Origin of the sequence: Vibrio crassostreae (assembly GCF_024347415.1) — a bacterium.
Lineage (GTDB): Bacteria > Pseudomonadota > Gammaproteobacteria > Enterobacterales > Vibrionaceae > Vibrio > Vibrio crassostreae.
Window position 1 is genome coordinate 186,788 of record NZ_AP025476.1, and the last position, 19,821, is coordinate 206,608.

Genomic DNA, 19,821 nt, shown 5'->3' on the forward strand with positions numbered 1-19,821 from the left:
CTGTACTAATTTGTCCGTATAAGAGCACTTTAACCACGTAAAGTTCATTGTTTTTTTATGCTAATTTTGAATTTTATATTGTGCAAGTGACGTTGGATAGTTTCGTTTAAATTGAACCATTCACGCTTACATTTCTTGAATAAACTTCTGGTGCTTGTGCGTTTTTCATAACCGATATCGGAATCAAACTTAGGGTCGTTCGTTAAGCAGGGTACCGCAGTGCCGTAGCACTCGACTTCGTTTTGCCAGAATCGGTCCATATAAATATCTACAGCCATATACCACTCTTTTGAGTGTTCAAGTAATTTTCTAGCTCCTGAAGGCCTTAAGAAATAGGCTGTTGCACTCATATGCCCTTTAGTGAACTTGTGAATACTAGTAGATTTCGCTTCGAGCACTTCGTAAGAATCATATTTACGGCGCTTGTTTTTGAATAATCTTATGCACTCTACAGTTTCGGGGATGTCACTAATATCTTGTATGAAGTTAAGAAATGCCTCTTTAAATATAAGAGCATCATCTTCAATTATGACTATTGGTTGATTGAGTTCAACACACTTCTGCCACAATAAGTAATGGCTTGCATAACACCCTAACTGACCAGCGCTTAGTGTTTTTGCTCGGTATGTTTGGCTCAAATCATTATTGTAAAGATTTAGTAGTGGGTGAGGGGGGAATGTTCTTCCATCCACAGCAGAAAATAACTCAAAAGGAAGAGATAGTTCATCTAGTTGGCGACTAATGTTTTCTTTTCTATCTGTGGAAGATTCTAAATTTATGACAAATATTTTAGTCATTGGTAACTCTCTTACATCTTGAGCAAATAGGAATTAGAAATAATAAATATAACATTAAAGGTTGAGGGTGATTAAAAGGTACATCAGTTAAACCTGCGATGAAAAATAAGCTAACCAAACCAATTATTATATATGCGTCGGATGGTGGTGATTTTCTCACCATCATTAGTGGATAAAGCAGAAGTCCAATTACTAGCATCGTTCCTATAACCCCAGACTTAACCATTTTATCTAAAAACTGATTGTGGAAGTGGGCTGAAGCATAGTGATATAGCGATCTAGATATTTCACCATGTTCTAACTTACCTTTTAGTATATCCCGTTGTTCTTGTCCGTGCCCTAGTATTGGTTTTTGTTTTATTAATTCCGGAGCTAACATCCACATTTGTAACCTAAGCCCAACGGATGTACTATAATCGCCTGATTGAATCTTTTTGACTTCATAGATGGTTTGGTTATATCTCTCATTTATTTTATCTTTAAATAAGAAGGCGCCAGTAGAAGTTAGAATGGCTGTGAGTATAAATGTAAATAGTATATATTTTCTCGAAGGAGGATTTTTAATACATTTAACTACGATTATAATAAAGATACTTAAAGTAAACGCCAACCAAATCCCTCTAGTTTCACTTAGGATTATAGGAGGTAACGACAGCAGAAAAGCGACCAAAGGAAGGGTTTTACCCTTTAAAAGAGAATTACCTAGCAATAAAGAAAACGCGATTATGGATATCAATGCGCATGCAGTTGAGTAAGGTATCGGGTTTATATAACCAGCATCACGCTCTATACCCAGATAAAGGTTGAAATAGACGCTATTGGTACATATTGCCAAGCTACCGATCAAAACTACCCATTGAATTACTTTTTGAGTAAGCATTTGGTATGGAAAAGCTATAAGAAAAAGAGTAACTCCAATTAGTGCTCTTAGTTCTCTAGAGCTAGATCCATGATAATAATAGCTAAACACAGTATATATACATGAAGTGCCAATTAACCATACAAATGGGCTCTGTATATTATTTAATATGGTTTCTTTTTTAAGCACCAATATACTAACGATGATACTAATCAAAAACAGTGGGATCATTTTCTTATCACCGCTATCTAAAACTAACATGCCTGTAACAGCAAAAAAGTAAGGTAATAGTAAGATTGCTGTAAAAATCTGTTTTCTGTTAATAATATTCATACTGTTTACTGTAATGCTAACTACTATAAGGGTTTATATTGCTGTCAGGACGAGTCTTAAGCAGCCTTAAGATCCACATATATTGTTCAGGATTTTTGCTCACATAACCTTCAATACATTGATTCATCATACGTGCATCCTGTTCTTCACTTCCTGTAGGAAATGGTAAAGCAGGATAGAAGTCCAGAGTGTATTGGCCAGTGTTGCTATCGTATTGAGCAAATAAAGGCACGATTTTGGCCTTGCTCAGTTTAGATAGTCGTCCAAGGCCAGAGATTGTTGCTTTCTGAGTCGCGAAGAAGTCAACGAAGACACTGTGCTCACGGCCAAGATCTTCATCAGGGAGGTAGTAACCAAGGTATCCATCACGTACTGACTTGATGAAAGGTTTGATACCACCACTGCGATCATAAACACGACCGCCGTATTGCACGCGCTGTCGGTGCATTAGCCAGTCACTGAGTTTGTTTTTTTGTGCTTTCGCCATCGCAGACACAGGTAAATTACGTGAAGCTAATAATACCGCTGGGATATCGATAGCCCATGTGTGTGGCACCAGCAAGATCACATTCTCGCCACTGTCTGTAATATCGGTTAGGTTGCTTAGGCCGTTTATCGAAGTGTTATTCTCTAGCCAAGTTTTACTCTTGAGTGTCAGTGAAGCAAATCCCATCAAAAATGAGATGGAAGTAACGTATGACTGATAGAGAGTTTCTTCGCGCTGTTCGATAGATTGCTCAGGGAAACACATCTCAAGATTTACACGAGCTCGGCGGTTAGCCTTATTCTTAATTTTTACAGCTTGCTTAGCCATAAACTTGGCTAATGCTAAACGAATGCTATTAGGTAAGAAGCAAACTAGAGACGACAATAGAACAGCAATCCAAGTGCCCCAGTATTTAGGTGCTAGAAATCCCCATTCAAACTCAGGATTGTAAGCTTTTGGATCAAAATCATTACGTTGTGTGGTCATTCGTTCACTACATTATTTAAATCAGAGAGTTAACTTAATATTGGTCACTCTGGGAATGATTATGTTTACTAGATTGTCCGATAATGCACCCCAAAAAGTAGGGTGCACTATTAGTTTTAATCTGAAATATTAAGCTTACAGCTATGCGTTTACGAGCTTCATGTACTCAGCGACGCCATCTGCCACTGTTCTAAACTCGATATTGCAACCTGTATTGCGAAGCTTCGTTAAGTCAGCTTGCGTGAATTCTTGGTAAGCACCTTTCAAATGCTCAGGGAAAGGAATCGTTTCGATTTCGCCTTTACCATGGTACTTGATTACTGCTTTGGCGACTTCTTCAAAAGACTCTGCATTGCCGGTACCTAGGTTAAAAATACCTGAAACACCGTTTTCTAGAAACCATAGGTTTACCGCCGCGACATCACCAACATACACAAAATCACGCTTGAAGGTTTCGCTACCTGCGAACAACTTAGGGTTTTCACCAGCATTCATTTGGTTGTTTAAGTGAAATGCTACTGAGGCCATGCTGCCTTTGTGTTGCTCGCGTGGACCGTAAACATTGAAATAACGAAAGCCAACGATTTGTGGAAGCGTTTCGTTATGCGCTGCTGCATCCGCGGTTAGGCGACGCACATAGTTATCAAATTGCTGTTTCGAGTAGCCGTAGACATTCAATGCACCTTCGTATTCTCGTTCTTCAATGAAAGTGTCAGTTTCACCATACGTTGCAGCGGAAGAGGCATATAGGAAGGGAATTTCACGCTCAACACAGTAATGAAGTAGCTCTTTTGAGTATTCATAGTTGTTGAGCATCATGTATTTGCCATCCCACTCAGTGGTAGCAGAGCATGCACCTTCATGGAAAACAGCTTCAATATGGCCGAAATCATCACCAGCCATAACTTGAGTTAGAAAGTCATCACGATCCATGTAATCCGTGATGTCTAGGTCTACAAGGTTCTTAAATTTCTTACCATCTTTTAAGTTGTCGACGACTAGAATATCGTTGTGGCCCGCTTCATTAAGCGCCTTAACAATATTGCTGCCAATCATGCCAGCACCACCAGTAACGATAATCATAATTTTCTAACTCTTTTGAATACAAAACTGTATCGAGTATAGCAAGGAATGGATAAGACGGGCTAGTGGAATAATTCTCCAAGCAGAGTATGATATGAGCAGTAAATTTATGGATTAAATTGAGTAAATAACTCAAAATTATAGGTATTAATATGAAAATTGCAGTAGCCGGTACTGGATATGTTGGCTTATCAAATGCGATGTTATTGGCACAAAACCATGAAGTTGTAGCTGTTGATATTATTGAAGACAAAGTGGTGATGCTTAATAAAAAGCAATCTCCAATTGTTGATAGTGAGATTGAACACTTCTTATTGAGTAAGAAGCTTAACTTTAGAGCAACAACAGACAAAGCAGCATACAAAGGTGCCGAGTTCGTTATCATCGCAACACCTACTGATTATGATCCTAAAACTAACTATTTCAACACCTCCTCCGTTGAATCTGTTATCAAAGATGTTATGAAAATGAACCCAGATGCTGTAATGGTCATCAAGTCAACGGTTCCTGTAGGTTACACCGCCCAGATAAGAGAGTCTCTAGGTTGTGAAAACATTATGTTCTCACCAGAGTTTTTACGCGAAGGCAAAGCCCTGTACGATAACCTACACCCATCCAGGATTATCGTTGGTGAGTGTTCTGAACGTGCTAAAGTGTTTGCGAATTTGCTAGTTGAAGGCGCAGAAAAAGAGAATATCAACGTATTGTTTACTAACTCAACAGAAGCAGAAGCAGTAAAACTGTTCTCAAATACCTACCTAGCGATGCGTGTTTCTTATTTCAATGAGCTTGATTCTTACGCGGAAGCGCATGGTTTGGATTCTCGTCAGATCATTGAAGGTGTGGGCTTAGACCCTCGAATTGGCAATCACTATAATAACCCTTCATTTGGTTATGGTGGTTACTGCTTACCAAAAGACACCAAGCAGCTGTTAGCTAACTATCAAGATGTACCTAATAATATTGTAGGTGCTATTGTTGACGCTAACCGCACTCGCAAAGATTTCATCGCAGATTCAATTATTAAGCGCTCGCCTAAAATTGTAGGTATTTATCGTTTGATCATGAAGGCCGGCTCTGACAACTTCCGTGCGTCGTCGATTCAGGGGATTATGAAGCGCTTGAAAGCTAAAGGGATTGAAGTGGTCGTATTCGAACCTGTGTTAGAAGAAGAGCATTTCTTTAACTCGAAAGTCTATTCTGACCTAGAAGAGTTCAAAGCCGTATCTGATGTGATCGTTTCTAACCGAATGGTAGAAGAGATCGCAGACGTTGCAGATAAGGTTTACACACGAGATCTGTTTGGCAGTGATTGATCGGGTTTTATTTTAGCTAATGCTAATTAGACCAGATGTTAACAGCTCGATCTATCCGTTTAGTGGCGATATACTGAACCTCTAAACGGATAGGGATACTAATAACTAATGAAAACACGTGACAAGATTGTTTACGCTGCTCTAGAGCTTTTTAATGAGCACGGTGAGCGCAGTATTACGACCAATCATATTGCTGAACATATCGAGATTAGCCCTGGTAACCTCTACTACCACTTCCGCAACAAACAAGAAATTGTCCGTGACATCTTTACTCTCTATTCGACAGAGTTACTCGAAAGGTTTACGCCGATTCAAGGCCAACAAGAAAGCCTGACGCTACTAAAGACCTACTTAGATTCTATCTTCACACTGATGTGGAAGTACCGATTCTTCTATGCGAATCTGCCTGAAATATTGTCACGTGATGAAAAACTCCACCTTGATTACATGGCAGTACAAGAAAGATTACAAACCAACCTTGTCGATATCATGAGGGCCTTTGTAGAGTTGAACTTGCTTAAAGCAACGGATTCGGAAATGAAATCGATGGTCACTTCTCTTCACTTGATCGCATCGGGTTGGTTAGCGTACCAGTCTGCGATGTCTCCAAAAGCGCAAATAACAGAGCAAGTTGTTCATAAAGGAATGTTGCAGATGATCGCCACCGTTAAACCGATTGCGACAGATCAAGGTTTTGAGCAGCTGGCATTATTGGAAGATGGTGTGAGGGCTTTGAACTCTAAGTAGAAAGATACGGGTAACGAAGAGCGGTGGTTACTCATTAATACGATTACTGCACTCGCTTTCTAAAGCTCTTGGTTAGCGTTATTCGTATCGATGTCTTCATCACGCATTGTAAATAGCGACGTCATTCCCTACAGCGAGGTACGAGCGTGATAGGGAATCTTTGTGTTGTGGTGAATTAAACATGACAAATTATATATGAGACTGAGATTCCAGATATTTCGTTCCTCAATTCTGGAATGACGAGGTTTTGTAAGTGACTAGTTCAAGGCCTCTTAACTCTTTTGGGTTGCTCAAGATTAATTAGCACCTTTTCCTCGAACCTACTCTTAACCTTTCTGTCTCTGGAACATTCGCCCCCGATTCTGCTTTAAGCTCTTCGCATCTCGGTTCCCCGCATCCCGCATCTGATTTCAAGCTTTTCGAATCTCGTTTACTCGAACCCCGCGTCTGCTTTTAAGCTCTTCGCATCTCGGTTACTCGCATCCCGCATCTGCTTTTAAGCTCTTCGTATCTCGGTTACTCGAATCCCGTACCTGCTTTTATCTAACCAACCAACTCTTCGGGTTCTGAGCTTGACTGTTTCGGCGGATTTCAAAGTACAGTGATGGGCGAGTTTGACCGCCGGTGTTACCCGCAAGCGCGATGGCTTCACCCGCTTTAACTTTGTCACCTTCTTTCTTTAAAAGTGCTTGGTTAAAGCCATAGAGCGTCATATCACCTTTACCGTGGTCGAGAAGAACCACTAAACCATAACCACGTAGATACTCGGCGAATACCACCGTTCCGGAGTAAACAGATTTAACCTGCTGACCGTACTTGGCGTTGATCACCATGCCTTTCCATTTAATTTGCCCCGTTTGACGTGAACCGTAGTTATGTAGAACTTTATCTTTGATCGGCCAAGGTAGCTTACCTTTACGTTTTGCTAGGCCATCCATCGGGACTGCATTACGTCGTTCTCGAGCCGCTTTTTCTGCTTTTGCTATTTCAGCTTTCAGGCGAGTTTCATTTCGCTGAAGTTCAGCCAAGTAATTTTTGTCGCCAGAAATATTCTTCTTAATACTGCCAACGGTTTTTTTGCGTTGTGTTTGAGTCTGAGACAACTTGTCACGCTTGGTGGTTTGCTGTTTTAACAATGTTGCGATTTGTTCTTGCTCGAGTTGACGCTGTTTGTGGCTTTCTTCTAATTCAAGTTGCGTCTGTTCAATCGTATTAATTGTTGCGGAGCGAGCTTTGGCAAGGTGTTGGTAATAGTGGCTGATACGATCTTCTTCGACACCCGTGTTGAGGATGTGAGAAGACGCTTTGGCTCGACTTGTCATGTAGTAAGTCTGAATCAGTTGCTCTAACTTATCGGTATGGACTTTTTTCTGAGCAGTAAGCGCTTTAATCTTAGTGTCTAAGTTCGCAATATTAGCATTAGCGGTATTGAGTTGCTTTTTACTGTCTAGAATCGCTTTTTCAAGCGAAGCGATGGAGAGCTCTTGTTTTTTGAGACTCGCTTGTAGGCTATCGAGCTTTTTTTGCTGTGAGGATAGGTTTTTCTGTTGACGAGAGATTTCGCTAGACACGCCTTTTAGTTCACCTTGAGATGCAGCAAATGATGATGAAGACAAAAGAGCAACACCAAGGCTGGCAGATATCAAAAGAGTCCGGCTAATAGCTCGAATTTGTTTCATCATTATCGTCATTTTGCTCTTATTCATTATCAACAGCTGCTGTCAGTCTTTTTGCATTTCGGTTACTCGAACCCGGCGTCTCTTTAAGCTCTTCGCATCTCGGTTACTCGCATCCCGTATCTGCTCTTAGTCTTTTCGTATCACGGTTATTCGTCGGATCCCGAACCTGCTCTTAAATCCCATCACCGTGGATAAAGCTTTGTGAGCGACCATTGAATCCCTGGTCCATGTCTAAAGATGGCTTGTCAGTCTTAGGTTTACCTACAATTTTTGCAGGAACGCCAGCGACTGTTGTATGAGGTGGTACAGCTTGTAGAACTACAGAGCAAGAACCAATCTTCGCGCCTTCACCCACTTCAATGTTGCCAAGGATTTTAGCGCCGGCACCAATCATCACGCCTTCGCGGATCTTAGGGTGACGATCGCCGCCTTCTTTACCTGTACCACCAAGAGTCACGTCTTGAAGAATAGATACGTCGTTTTCGACTACTGCTGTTTCACCAATCACAATGCCAGTCGCGTGGTCGAGCATGATCGCTTTACCGATACGCGCAGCAGGGTGGATATCCACTTGGCAAGCGACTGAAATTTGATTTTGCAGATAGGTAGCAAGTGCGACTCGTCCTTGTTTCCATAGCCAGTTAGCCACCCGGTAACCTTGCAGAGCATGGTAGCCTTTCAGATAAAGCAGAGGCATCGAGTACATTTCGACCGCAGGATCTCGATTTACCGTCGCACAGATATCACAAGCTGCCGCATCGATAATAGATTGATCCTGCTTAAACGCTTGTTCAACCACTTCACGCACAGCCATTGCTGGCATTGAAGCTGTCTTTAGCTTGTTGGCAAGGATATAACTTAATGCAGCGCCTAAGCTTTCGTGGTTGATAATGGTGGCATGGTAAAAACTCGCAAGCATAGGTTCTTGCTCTGACTGCTGTCGAGCTTCCTTCACAATGCATTGCCAAACTTTTTGTTGTTCACAGTGTTTCATTTTACCATCCATTCCTTTAAACCAGATACGCGTAGCGAGATGAGAGATGCGAAGAGCTTAGAAAAGCCAATTAGAGCAAACGAGATTCTAGAACTGAGGAAAAGCGAGTTGGAGACCTTTCTTTGGGTAGTTCGCATCTCGTTTACTCGAATCCCGTATCTGCTCTTACTATCTTTCTGACTTTTTGTCTCGAGCAAGTAAGTCTTGTGCTGCTAAGTGTGCATCTTTCCCTTGATACAGCACTTGATAAATTTGTTCAACAATTGGCATCTCGACGCCCATGCGTTCTGATAATAACCAAACTTCTTTGGTGTTGCGATAACCTTCGACAACTTGGCCAATTTCTTCTTGAGCCGTGTCGACGTCTTTACCTGAGCCTAGCGCCAAACCAAAACGGCGATTTCGCGATTGGTTATCGGTACATGTTAGTACTAGGTCGCCTAACCCTGCCATGCCCATGAAGGTTTCTGGTTGGGCACCCAGTGCAGCGCCTAAGCGACTCATTTCAGCTAAACCACGCGTGATAAGAGCAGTACGAGCATTGGCACCAAAACCAATACCATCCGACATGCCTGCTCCGATTGCGATAACGTTTTTAACCGCGCCGCCAAGTTGCATGCCAATGAAATCTGAGTTTGCGTACACACGGAATGTTTTGCCGCAGTGAATCTTCTCTTGTAGCTCTTCTAAGAAAGTCTCATCTGGTGACGCGACTGAAATTGCTGTCGGCATACCCATCGCAAGCTCTTTGGCAAAAGTAGGACCAGATAGAACAGCCAGTGAGTAACCATCACCAAGCACATCGTGCGCGACATCTTTAAGTAAACGACCGGTTTCTGGCTCTAAGCCTTTGGTTGCCCAGCAGATACGAGAGTTTGTCGTTAAGTGTGGTTTCAGGCTATTTAGAACGATACCAAACACGTGGCTAGGAACAACAACGAGAAGATCGCGACTTGCCGTTACCGCTTTCTCGAGATCGGACTCGATAATCAGGCTTTCTGGGAAGTCGATATTCGGCAGAAACTCATTATTCGCACGCTCAGATTCAAGGCGAGCCATATGAACAGGGTCATGTCCCCAAAGGACAACGTTTGCACCGTTACGCGCTAAAGATATCGCTAAAGATGTCCCATAAGAGCCTGCGCCAATGACTGTCATGGCGATGTCTTTGCCGTAAGCGCTGTCTTTACCGTAAGCGTCTGCCGTGTTAGTCGGGTGAGTTGTTTCTGTCATGCTTCCACCTAAAAATAATGAGGGAAATCGAAGAGTTCTGGAAAAGCTTTCCACTAAAGTAAGAAGAACTACCAATCTTAGTACAGTGTAAAGAAAAAATGCACATCGCAGAAGTTGCGATGTGCATTTAAAAGCTAACTAGCGTTTGAATCGTTAGAGTTAAGTTCTACTTTGAGACTTAAGCCTGTTCGCCTTCAGCTTGCTGAGCTTGGTTCTGTAGGTAGTTCATGAACAAAGCATCAAAGTTTACTGGTGCTAGGTTCAGTTGTGGGAACGTACCTTTAACCACTAGGCTAGAAATCGTTTCACGAGCGTATGGGAACAGGATGTTCGGGCAGAATGCACCTAGGCAATGAGCCAGTTGGCCAGCTTCCATTTCGCTAGCAGAGAAGATGCCGCCTTGTTGAACTTCACAAAGGAATGCTGTGTCTTCTGCGTTCTTAACTGTAACCGTTAGACGTAGGATTACTTCGTACACGCCTTGGCCAAGCTCACGGCTTTGAGTATCTAGGTCCAGTTTTACATCTGGGTTCCACTCTTTTTGAAACATGTCTGGAGAGTTTGGCGCTTCGAAAGATACGTCTTTTAGGAAGATACGTTGGATTGCGAAGTTTTGTTGTGCGTCTTGTTGTGCTGCTTCAGCCATTTTCTTGTCCTTAAAAATTTAAATTAGGTTTTGTTCGTCATATTTGTCGGACAAAACCTTAAAGTCATATTCGTGTAATCAGGTCAGCTTACTTTTTGCTTTGAACTACTTCTTACCTTTAACCAAAGGTAAGTTAGCTTCGCTCCAAGCCACTAAGCCGCTTTTCAGTACGCTTACGTTTTCGAAACCTGCTTTAACCAGCAAGTTTGCGCTTTCTTGAGCCGTTTGACCTGTCTTGCATACTACGATGATTGGGTCTGCTTTGCGGCTTTCAAGGCTACCAAAGCTATTTGCTTTGATGTCTGACGGCAAAATGTGAACTGCGTCCGTAATATGGCCCTTTCTGAACTCATCCTTAGTACGAATATCAACCACAACACCGTTTTCACGGTTAATCATGTGTGTGGTTTGTGCTGCCGTGATCTCTTTGTAGGCCGCGTTTGATGTCTTGATAACGTTCGCAATGATGGCAACAACCAAGCCGATCCATACGATGGCTAAAATCATATTCTCTTGAACAAATGGAACTAACTCTTGCATATCTTGAACTCTTATTCGTTATTGGGCGAAAAATTATAGGGTAGGAGTATAGCGAGAAAGAGTTGGAGAATACAGAGTTATGGTTTTTTGATCTCTAGCTGGGAAAGTGAGGTTTTCGTTACGGGGTTAGTACTTGCTCTTCGTCATTCACAGGTATATTCGATCCGTTTTCTACATGCTGGTATTGAGCTGTTTATATGCTCTATTCTGTGATTCACATTGAAGCAATAAACGTTAGACCTTGGTTAACAAACTCTCGATCAAGAAGAAGTTTGAACTGGTTAAAATAGACTGACTTTGCTAACATCAATCTATCAAAAATCGACCAAATCTGAGCTGTTTTTTCGTTAGAATTATCTGCTTTTAGGAGCTAGACCTAAGGGCGGTAGCATGTGTTTTTTTGTAAGGCCTTTGGTGGCTAGCTTTTGAACGCGATGATTGTGACTTTCAAATATCAGCATTGTTAGAAATAGATTGTAACAGAGCAAAAAAAGAGAGAGTTGATGCTTTTCACAACGTTCAACCTCAATCGTTTTATGTAGCTTTGTGCATTAGTGGGCGTAACAAGCAATTTAATTCCCAATCAACTTAGTTAAGTGAGAGAAAATGTTTACAGATAAAACTCTTCTGATAACAGGCGGCACCGGCTCTTTTGGGAACGCCGTCCTAGACCGATTTTTAGAAACAGATATTAAAGAAATTCGCATATTCTCAAGGGATGAAAAGAAACAGGATGATATGCGAAAAAAATACAATTCACCAAAATTGAAGTTTTATATCGGTGATGTACGCGATTATAACTCTATTTTGTCTGCTACACGTGGTGTTGATTTTGTTTACCATGCAGCAGCTTTAAAACAAGTCCCGTCTTGCGAGTTTCATCCGATGGAAGCTGTTAAGACCAATGTGTTGGGAACAGAAAATGTCCTAGAGGCATGTATAGCGAATGAAGTTTCACGTGTAGTTTGTCTTAGTACAGATAAAGCGGTTTACCCAATAAATGCTATGGGGATTTCCAAAGCGATGATGGAAAAAGTAATCGTCGCTAAATCACGTAATGTAGATCCAGATAAAACAGTTATATCTACAACTCGCTACGGCAACGTTATGGCGTCTCGAGGCTCAGTTATTCCTTTATTCCTACGTCAAATAATGAATGGTGACGCGATCACTATTACTGATCCTAACATGACTCGTTTTATGATGACCCTAAATGATGCTGTAGACCTTGTTTTACACGCATTTACCCATGGTATAAATGGCGATATTTTCGTTCAAAAAGCTCCGGCAGCGACTATCGATGTTTTAGTTCAAGCTCTGAAAATGATCACCTCAAAGCCTGAGCATGAAGTCAATGTTATTGGTACTCGTCACGGTGAAAAGTTATATGAGGCATTGTGTAGCCGTGAAGAAATGTTTGTTGCTGAAGACCAAGGTGGATACTATCGTATTCCCTCTGATAATCGAGACTTAAATTACTCTCAATATGTTGAAGAGGGTGAACAAGATTTAAGTTTGATTGAAGATTATAACTCTCATAATACAGAGCGTTTAGATGTAGATGGCATGATTAAACTGCTTCATAAATTAGATTTCATCGCTGATATTGAAGCGGGAAGCGTGATTGTTCCAGAAGGTGTGTAATGAAAATATTAGTCACAGGAGCTAATGGTTTTATTGGTAAAAATCTATGCTTTCAATTAGAAGAGCAAGGTTTTACTGATATTATTAAAATTGGTCGCAATGATTCGGTTGAGAAGCTAAACAACGCACTTGAGGAAGCCGATTTCATTTATCATTTGGCGGGAGTAAATAGACCAAAAGTTGAAGAGGAGTTTAAGGAAGGAAACGCCGATTTAACAGCTCACATTGTAGAAAAGCTGAAAAGTATTAATCGTTCAACACCAATTCTTTTAACGTCTTCAACTCAGGCTGAATATTCTAATCCTTATGGTGAAAGTAAAGCGTTGGCTGAAGAGGTAGTGAATGAATATGCTAAGCAGTTAAAAGCTAAAGTGTATATTTATCGCTTACCGAATGTGTTCGGCAAGTGGTGCCGTCCAAATTACAATTCTGTTGTAGCAACTTTTTGTTATAACGTGGTGAACGACCTACCAATTACCGTAAATGATCCAGAGGCTAAGGTGAACTTGGTTTATATTGATACGGTTTGCGATCATTTCATCCACCATTTAACTAATGATGAACCATGTGGCACACAAGCAATAAAGCCTATCTATCCAACGACTGTCGGTGAGATAGCTCAGGCGCTACAAGCGTTTAAAGAAAGCAAAGAATCACTAATTACGGAGAATGTAGGTTCGGGTTTTAAACGAGCACTGTATTCAACATATATTAGTTATTACTCGCCTAAACAGTTCTCTTATAATGTACCTGCTTATACCGACCCTCGTGGAGCCTTTTGTGAGTTGTTAAAAACGAAAGATGCAGGTCAGTTTTCTTTCTTTACAGCGCACCCAGGAATAACACGTGGGGGGCACTATCACCATACTAAAAATGAGAAATTTTTGGTCATAAAAGGTGAGGCGCAATTTAGGTTTGAGAATATTCTTACTGGTGAACGTTATGAGCAGGATGTAACTGGTGATGACTTTACTGTCGTAGAGACAGTACCTGGTTGGAGTCACGATGTGACAAATGTTGGCGAGTCAGAGCTTATTGTAATGCTTTGGGCTAATGAAATATTTGATCGCAATAAACCCGATACGTTTACCAAGTTACTGTGATTAGGAAGAGAACAATGAAAAAGCTAAAAGTCATGTCAGTAGTAGGAACTCGCCCTGAAATCATTCGTTTGTCTCGAGTGCTGGCGAAACTAGATCAACATTGTGAGCATGTATTGGTACATACTGGTCAGAATTATGATTTCGAATTGAATGAAGTCTTCTTCAATGACTTAGGCGTGCGAAAACCTGATTACTTTCTAAATGCCGCAGGTAAGAATGCTGCTGAAACAATCGGTCAAGTTATTATTAACGTAGATCAAGCGTTAGATGAAATCCAGCCTGATGCCATGTTGGTATTGGGGGATACTAATTCTTGTTTATCTGCGATTCCGGCAAAGCGTCGTAAAATACCAATATTCCATATGGAAGCCGGTAATCGTTGTTTTGACCAACGTGTTCCAGAGGAAACGAATCGTCGTATTGTTGATCACACTGCAGATATAAATTTGACATATAGTTCGATTGCTAGAGAGTATTTATTGGCTGAAGGTTTACCCGCTGATCGTGTAATTAAAACAGGTAGTCCAATGTTTGAAGTGCTGAATCATTATATGCCTCAGATTGACGCATCGGATGTGCTATCACGTTTAGGGCTTCAGAAAGGTCAATTTTTTGTTGTAAGTGCTCATCGAGAGGAAAATGTTGATTCACCAAAGCAGTTGGCCAAATTAGCTGAAACACTTAACAACGTAGCAGCCCATTATGGGTTGCCTGTCATTGTTTCTACTCATCCGCGTACTCGCAATCGTATTGAGGCTCAGGGAATTGAATTTAATGAAAATATTCAATTACTGAAGCCTTTGGGTTTCCATGACTATAATCACTTGCAGAAGAACTCTAAAGCCGTCTTATCAGATAGTGGTACGATTAATGAGGAATCTTCGATTATGAACTTCCCAGCTCTGAACTTGAGAGAAGCTCATGAGAGGCCAGAGGGTATGGAAGAAGCATCCGTAATGATGGTCGGGCTGAGTGTAGAGCTAGTTATGCAAGCACTTGAAATTTTGGAATCTCAACCAAATGGTCAAGAACGTTTACTTCGCCCTGTTTACGATTATAGCATGCCTAACGTATCAGATAAGATGGTGAGAATTATACATTCTTATACTGATTATGTTAAACGAGTTGTTTGGAAACAGTTTTCCTGAGTTATAAAGGCTATGGTCTCTGTTGCAAAAGGGCTATAGCCAACTATCAGAATGAGTATTATGGATTCTTATAAGCCTTGTGGAAGTAAAGTATTGCTAGTAACTACAGAGTTAGTTAGTACTGGGCCTAATCATGTTGTCTATAACCTACTAACAGAAATGGTTGCAGATAATGTTGATGTATGTGTTGTATCCTTGCGAACCAGTAGGGATATTGCATTTGTAAATAAAATAGTTTCTCTTGGTGTCGATGTTTATCAATTAAAATCCAAGCTTCCTCTTATTCAATTAAATGAAATAATCAGGAAGATAAACCCTAGTGTAATTAATACCCATGGTATTAAGCCAGACTTATATGTTGGCTTATTAGGCCAATTAAATGATTTTAAACAGTTCTCAACCATTCATAATGTGCCTTATGAAGACTATATTTATAGATATGGAAAGGTAATTGGGAACTTAATGATATATGGGCATAAAATCATATTCAATTCTCATAGGATTGGAAAAATTTGTGTTTCAAAGAATATAGAAAGACATTTAATCAATCGAGGGGCGAAATATACTTTTACAGTCTACAATGGTGTTGATAGTAAGGTATATAATATTGAAAAGCGCGATTCTAGTTCAGTAAAACGAGTTATATTTTGCGGCCAGTTAGTCGAGCTTAAAGACCCGAAAACTATTGTTGATATCGCAAAACGATTCCCCGAAGTTGAGTTTTCCCTTCTGGGGGATGGGCCATTAAAAAAGGTACTTTATAATGCCGCAACTAAAAATGTCACTTTTTATGGCACTGTAGACAACGTTCCTGAGCATTTCTCCAACTCTGATATCCTTCTTATGCCTTCAAAAACTGAGGGCATGCCGATGGTTTTACTTGAGGGGCTATTCTGTGGGTTAGATGCTATAACAACAGATATTACTATTTTTAAAGAAATAGCAGATATTGAAGGAGTCAAAATACATCAGTATCAAAAAAATAACATTGAGTCTTTAGAAAGTGTCTTGAGAAAAGTACTATATAATAAAGTTAAAAAAACTGACTTAGAGGTGTTGGAAAGTACACTATCATCAAAAGCTATGTATGAAAGTTATATGAAGATATTTAATAAGAGAAATGATGAAAACAATATTTTTGACAGGTGAAAAAATAACTAACAACTCTGCGTCTATTATAAGACTAAAATATATAATTAACGGATTTGAGCAGTTTGGTAGAGTAACTGAGCTACATTCTTTATCGCTAAAGTATGATGGTAACTTTTTTTTAAAGTTACTATCTTTATTGTTAAGGTTTTTAAATACTATTTCAATAGCCTTTAAGTTATCAACTTGTGATGAGGTTTACTTTTATGGTCGGTATGGAGGGGGGTTAGTAATTTTAAGTCAAATACTTGGCAAGAAAATTATAATGGAAAGGACAGAATATCCTCAATCCATTTTAGAACCTAATAGTTCCAGACGAGTTAAAAGACTGGATAGGCTTTACATCAATGATCTTAAGAAGGCGGATCTATTCGTTACATGCAGTCAAGCTTTGTATAAGTTCTATATATCAAACAATGAGTATAAGGCTAAGCTCGCTTTTGTTCCAATCATAGCTGGTACTATGAAATCAGAACCTAATATTAATGCTCAAGAATTAAAATTTTCTTACTGTGGTTATATGGGAGGGAATAAAGATGGTGTAGATCTTTTAATCCAACAGTTTTCTCATTTTCATCGCTTTCATCCTGAGTACAAATTGGAGCTCATTGGTTCAGGTCCAGAAAAAGATATCGTAAGATTGAAAAGTATTGTAGAGGAACTCAACTTGAGTGATTTTGTTGAGTTTAGAGGCAAGGTCAGTCATGATGAGGTTGAACGACTGATAAGTAGTGCTAAAATATTACTTTTGGCAAGACCAAGTAATTTGCAAGCAGAGGGTGGGTTTCCATCTAAGTTAGTTGACTATATGGGTACGGGGAATCCAGTAATTTGCACAAGAGTCGGCGAGATAGATTCTGTTTTCAATGAGCATGAACTGATATTTGTTGATACAGTAGAGCAGTTATCGGATAAGATCTTAGATGTTGTAGATAATTATAGCGAATATAAAAAAGTGGGCTTATCTGGGTATAAAGCGATTTATAAATATAGAACAGAAAGTATTGTTAGAGATATAATAGATGCTATCTAAAATTATCAATAATCGCTCTTCAATTTTAGCGCTTATTTTTTTTATATCTAAAGGTATATCTTTTCTTGTATTACCAATATATTCAAGGCTTCTTTCACCTGATGTTTACGGACAAATAGAATCATTAATGACAATCGTGAATATTGGCGTAATGTTTGGTGTTTTTCAACTCGATACATCAATCCAACGCTTTTATTATGAAGAAAAAAAGGTTAAAGAGCAAAGCATATTATTAATTATAATAATGACATTCCTAGTTTCCGTTATTTTGTATATTCTATCAGATTTCTTCCTTAATTATTTTAAGGTGTCTTCTGATTACGGATACTTGTTAGCTATAGGAGTATTCCTTATTAATATGCATAATATCATATTAATATGCACTCGATTTGATAAGGATATTTTCGGTTTTTTCATTATTTGTTTTCTTCAAATACTATTATCTACTTCACTAAGTGTTGTATTAATATCTTACTCTGGTGATCCAATAGAGTTATTCATTATAGGTCAGTTTTTAGGATATCTTATATCTATTGTTGTTGTTGTTTTTAGTAGGAAATATATAACCAACTTTGTTTTTGATATTGAATCGGTAAGGTTGGCATTGAATTTCGCAATTCCTCAGTTCCCAGCTAAAATTATGACGATCCTTAATACTTATTTATCAAGAGTATTTTTAGCTGGTTTGGTATTACCTGCCGTATTTGGTATTTATTCCATGTCATTAAAGCTAAGCCTAATAGTTCAGGTTATAATATCTGGGTTTGGTTTTATTTGGTGGCCAATCATATACAAGAATACACATCTAGAAATAATTAAGCCTAAAGTAATTAAAGCATACTTTTATGTAAACTTATTCATATTAATTGCTATATTTGGCACGTCAGAAATTTTGGTACCTTTACTTCATTTCATGCTAGGAGAAGAGTACCTTCAATCAATACATTATTTCCTAGGTTTAACTGTATCCTTGTTGTTTCTAGTCCTTCATGAAGTTATGAGCGTTGGTCCTAAGGTCAGCAACAAAACATCGTATATTACATTTTCATACCTAGTTTCTTTTGTTTTTTCAATTATTGCAACTTATCCAATGATTAGCTTCTTTGGTCTTGATGGAGCGGTAATTGTATCTCTTTGTTCATCTACGTTAATAATATTGTCTAGTTCATTTTACTTAAATAAAAGTATTAGTTTGAAGGTGAATTACTACCAGATGTTGTTAACTGTATTATTTGGTGTTTCTACTTATATAAACAGCTATTTTGATTTTTTTAATACATTAGAGTTTTTGATTTTACTTCTGCTATCAATATCTTTGTTATATTATTTAGAGAAGTATACAGATAAATGTTAGGTTTTGTATGTGTAAAGAAGGTAATAAAAAAGAAATTAGCATTTTGATCAATGCATTGGACAATGGAGGGGCTGAGAATGTATGCCTGAACTTGGCCAACAGCTTTATAAATGAAGGCCTTGATGTAACACTTGTCGTTCTTTATGAAAGCGATAAATCAATGTCTAAATACTTAGACCCTCGTATCAAGTTAATTAATCTCAGTGTATCCAGAGCTCGATATGCTGTGTTTGCCATTTACAAATATCTAAAAGAGTTTGAGCCTGTTAAATTATTAGTTTTCAACCACCAGTTACTGATGATAGCTATTACTTATAAATTATTGCTTAGGAAGAATTTTAATATATACAGTCGAGGGATTAATACCTTGTCTAAAGAGCTTAACTCCAACGCATCATTTTTTAATGGTAAGCTTATGAAAAATTTAATAAAGCTAATTTATCCAAGAGTTGATGGGGTTGTTTGTCAGTCCCAAGGGATGAAAGAAGATTTAATAATGTTAATACCATCTTTATCTGGAAAGGTTATAACAATAAACAACCCTCTCAATGATAGATATAAAGGCATCCCCGTTCAAAATGTAGATGATAACGACTATGTTTTGTTTGTGGGGCGGCTAGAAAAGCAAAAAAACTTACAAATGGCTGTAGAAATATTTAATAGTTTACTTGAAAAGTCACCAAGCCTCGATTTTTATATCGTTGGTGAAGGTAGCGAAGAGGTAGCTCTAAAAAAATTAGTATATGATTTAAAGTTGACTGATAAAGTTCACTTTTTGGGAGTAATTAACGATCCAAAACAATTAGCTAGTTTATATTTTAATGCTAAAGCTACCATTTTAACTTCGTTATTTGAAGGGTTTCCTAACGTATTGGTCGAGTCTATCAGTTTTGGTACGCCAGTTGTCGCTTTTGACTGTATGAGTGGCCCTAAAGATATTATACTTAATAAACGTAATGGTTATCTTATTAATCTAAATGATAGTAATGAATTTAAAAATAAACTTTTGAAAACAATCGAAACTGATTGGTGTAGAGTAGATGTTGCTAACACAATCAAGCACTTAGACTCAAAAAATGTATCTAAGAGCTACTTAAGTTATATGGGCTTGTTGTGATTCATATTTTCATATTATTACTTTCGTTATCCTTCGCATTCTTATGTTTATACTCAAGCCGAAAGCAGGATTT

Annotated in this window: 18 protein-coding genes; 9 read left to right on the top strand and 9 right to left on the bottom strand. The window is 38.9% G+C overall.

The features are described from left to right. Positions 1–44: 44 nt before the first annotated feature. The 4 genes from OC193_RS00880 to rfaD form a co-directional block, all read right to left on the bottom strand. Positions 45–797, bottom strand: coding sequence for a glycosyltransferase family 25 protein (locus tag OC193_RS00880; RefSeq protein ID WP_048663114.1), 753 nt, complete (start codon positions 795–797; stop codon positions 45–47). Beyond that, the gene (locus tag OC193_RS00885) at positions 790–1,989 is read right to left on the bottom strand and encodes an O-antigen ligase family protein (protein WP_048663115.1); all 1,200 of its coding nucleotides are present in this window, start codon (positions 1,987–1,989) and stop codon (positions 790–792) included. Before OC193_RS00885 ends, OC193_RS00880 begins: the two co-directional genes overlap by 8 nt. 16 nt (positions 1,990–2,005) lie before the next feature. Continuing rightward, complete coding sequence (gene lpxM, locus OC193_RS00890; RefSeq protein ID WP_048663116.1) at positions 2,006–2,962, bottom strand: lauroyl-Kdo(2)-lipid IV(A) myristoyltransferase; 957 nt, start codon at positions 2,960–2,962, stop codon at positions 2,006–2,008. Positions 2,963–3,103: 141 nt separating this feature from the next. Beyond that, complete coding sequence (gene rfaD, locus OC193_RS00895; protein ID WP_048663118.1) at positions 3,104–4,045, bottom strand: ADP-glyceromanno-heptose 6-epimerase; 942 nt, start codon at positions 4,043–4,045, stop codon at positions 3,104–3,106. A 152-nt stretch (positions 4,046–4,197) separates the two neighbouring features. Here rfaD and OC193_RS00900 point away from each other — a divergent pair, with 152 nt between their 5' ends. Further along, positions 4,198–5,361, top strand: a complete 1,164-nt coding sequence (locus tag OC193_RS00900) for a nucleotide sugar dehydrogenase (RefSeq protein WP_048663120.1) — start codon at positions 4,198–4,200, stop codon at positions 5,359–5,361. A 108-nt stretch (positions 5,362–5,469) separates the two neighbouring features. Next, positions 5,470–6,108: a TetR/AcrR family transcriptional regulator gene (locus OC193_RS00905; RefSeq protein ID WP_048663121.1), complete on the top strand. Its 639-nt coding sequence runs from the start codon at positions 5,470–5,472 to the stop codon at positions 6,106–6,108. A 539-nt stretch (positions 6,109–6,647) separates the two neighbouring features. Here OC193_RS00905 and OC193_RS00910 read toward each other — a convergent pair. The 5 genes from OC193_RS00910 to OC193_RS00930 form a co-directional block, all read right to left on the bottom strand. Then, positions 6,648–7,799: a murein hydrolase activator EnvC family protein gene (locus tag OC193_RS00910; RefSeq protein ID WP_048663122.1), complete on the bottom strand. Its 1,152-nt coding sequence runs from the start codon at positions 7,797–7,799 to the stop codon at positions 6,648–6,650. A 160-nt stretch (positions 7,800–7,959) separates the two neighbouring features. Then, the gene (gene cysE / locus OC193_RS00915; protein ID WP_048663124.1) at positions 7,960–8,781 is read right to left on the bottom strand and encodes a serine O-acetyltransferase; all 822 of its coding nucleotides are present in this window, start codon (positions 8,779–8,781) and stop codon (positions 7,960–7,962) included. A 168-nt stretch (positions 8,782–8,949) separates the two neighbouring features. After that, positions 8,950–10,014 carry an NAD(P)H-dependent glycerol-3-phosphate dehydrogenase gene (gene gpsA / locus OC193_RS00920; protein ID WP_048663127.1) on the bottom strand — a complete coding sequence of 355 codons (1,065 nt, stop codon included), beginning with the start codon at positions 10,012–10,014 and terminating at the stop codon, positions 8,950–8,952. 178 nt (positions 10,015–10,192) lie between these two features. After that, on the bottom strand, positions 10,193–10,660 hold the full coding sequence (secB, locus tag OC193_RS00925; RefSeq protein ID WP_048663129.1) for a protein-export chaperone SecB: 468 nt from the start codon (positions 10,658–10,660) through the stop codon (positions 10,193–10,195). A gap of 105 nt (positions 10,661–10,765) precedes the next feature. Further along, a complete protein-coding gene (locus tag OC193_RS00930) occupies positions 10,766–11,200 on the bottom strand; it encodes a rhodanese-like domain-containing protein (protein ID WP_048663131.1) in 435 nt (144 codons plus the stop codon). A 606-nt stretch (positions 11,201–11,806) separates the two neighbouring features. Between OC193_RS00930 and OC193_RS00935 the strand changes: the two genes are divergently transcribed. The 7 genes from OC193_RS00935 to OC193_RS00965 are packed head-to-tail and all read left to right on the top strand — an operon-like array spanning position 11,807 to position 19,748. Continuing rightward, positions 11,807–12,844, top strand: a complete 1,038-nt coding sequence (locus OC193_RS00935) for a polysaccharide biosynthesis protein (protein ID WP_048663133.1) — start codon at positions 11,807–11,809, stop codon at positions 12,842–12,844. Then, complete coding sequence (gene wbjC, locus OC193_RS00940) at positions 12,844–13,947, top strand: UDP-2-acetamido-2,6-beta-L-arabino-hexul-4-ose reductase (protein WP_048663134.1); 1,104 nt, start codon at positions 12,844–12,846, stop codon at positions 13,945–13,947. The genes OC193_RS00935 and wbjC overlap by 1 nt, the downstream gene beginning before the upstream one ends. Before the next feature lie 14 nt (positions 13,948–13,961). After that, positions 13,962–15,095, top strand: a complete 1,134-nt coding sequence (gene wecB / locus OC193_RS00945) for a non-hydrolyzing UDP-N-acetylglucosamine 2-epimerase (RefSeq protein ID WP_048663135.1) — start codon at positions 13,962–13,964, stop codon at positions 15,093–15,095. A gap of 60 nt (positions 15,096–15,155) precedes the next feature. Continuing rightward, positions 15,156–16,244, top strand: coding sequence for a glycosyltransferase family 4 protein (locus OC193_RS00950; RefSeq protein WP_048663138.1), 1,089 nt, complete (start codon positions 15,156–15,158; stop codon positions 16,242–16,244). Next, the gene (locus tag OC193_RS00955; RefSeq protein ID WP_080967386.1) at positions 16,216–17,277 is read left to right on the top strand and encodes a glycosyltransferase; all 1,062 of its coding nucleotides are present in this window, start codon (positions 16,216–16,218) and stop codon (positions 17,275–17,277) included. Before OC193_RS00950 ends, OC193_RS00955 begins: the two co-directional genes overlap by 29 nt. Further along, positions 17,267–18,631: a lipopolysaccharide biosynthesis protein gene (locus tag OC193_RS00960; RefSeq protein ID WP_048663142.1), complete on the top strand. Its 1,365-nt coding sequence runs from the start codon at positions 17,267–17,269 to the stop codon at positions 18,629–18,631. The genes OC193_RS00955 and OC193_RS00960 overlap by 11 nt, the downstream gene beginning before the upstream one ends. Positions 18,632–18,638: 7 nt before the next feature. Further along, a complete protein-coding gene (locus OC193_RS00965) occupies positions 18,639–19,748 on the top strand; it encodes a glycosyltransferase (protein WP_048663144.1) in 1,110 nt (369 codons plus the stop codon). Positions 19,749–19,821 lie beyond the last annotated feature (73 nt).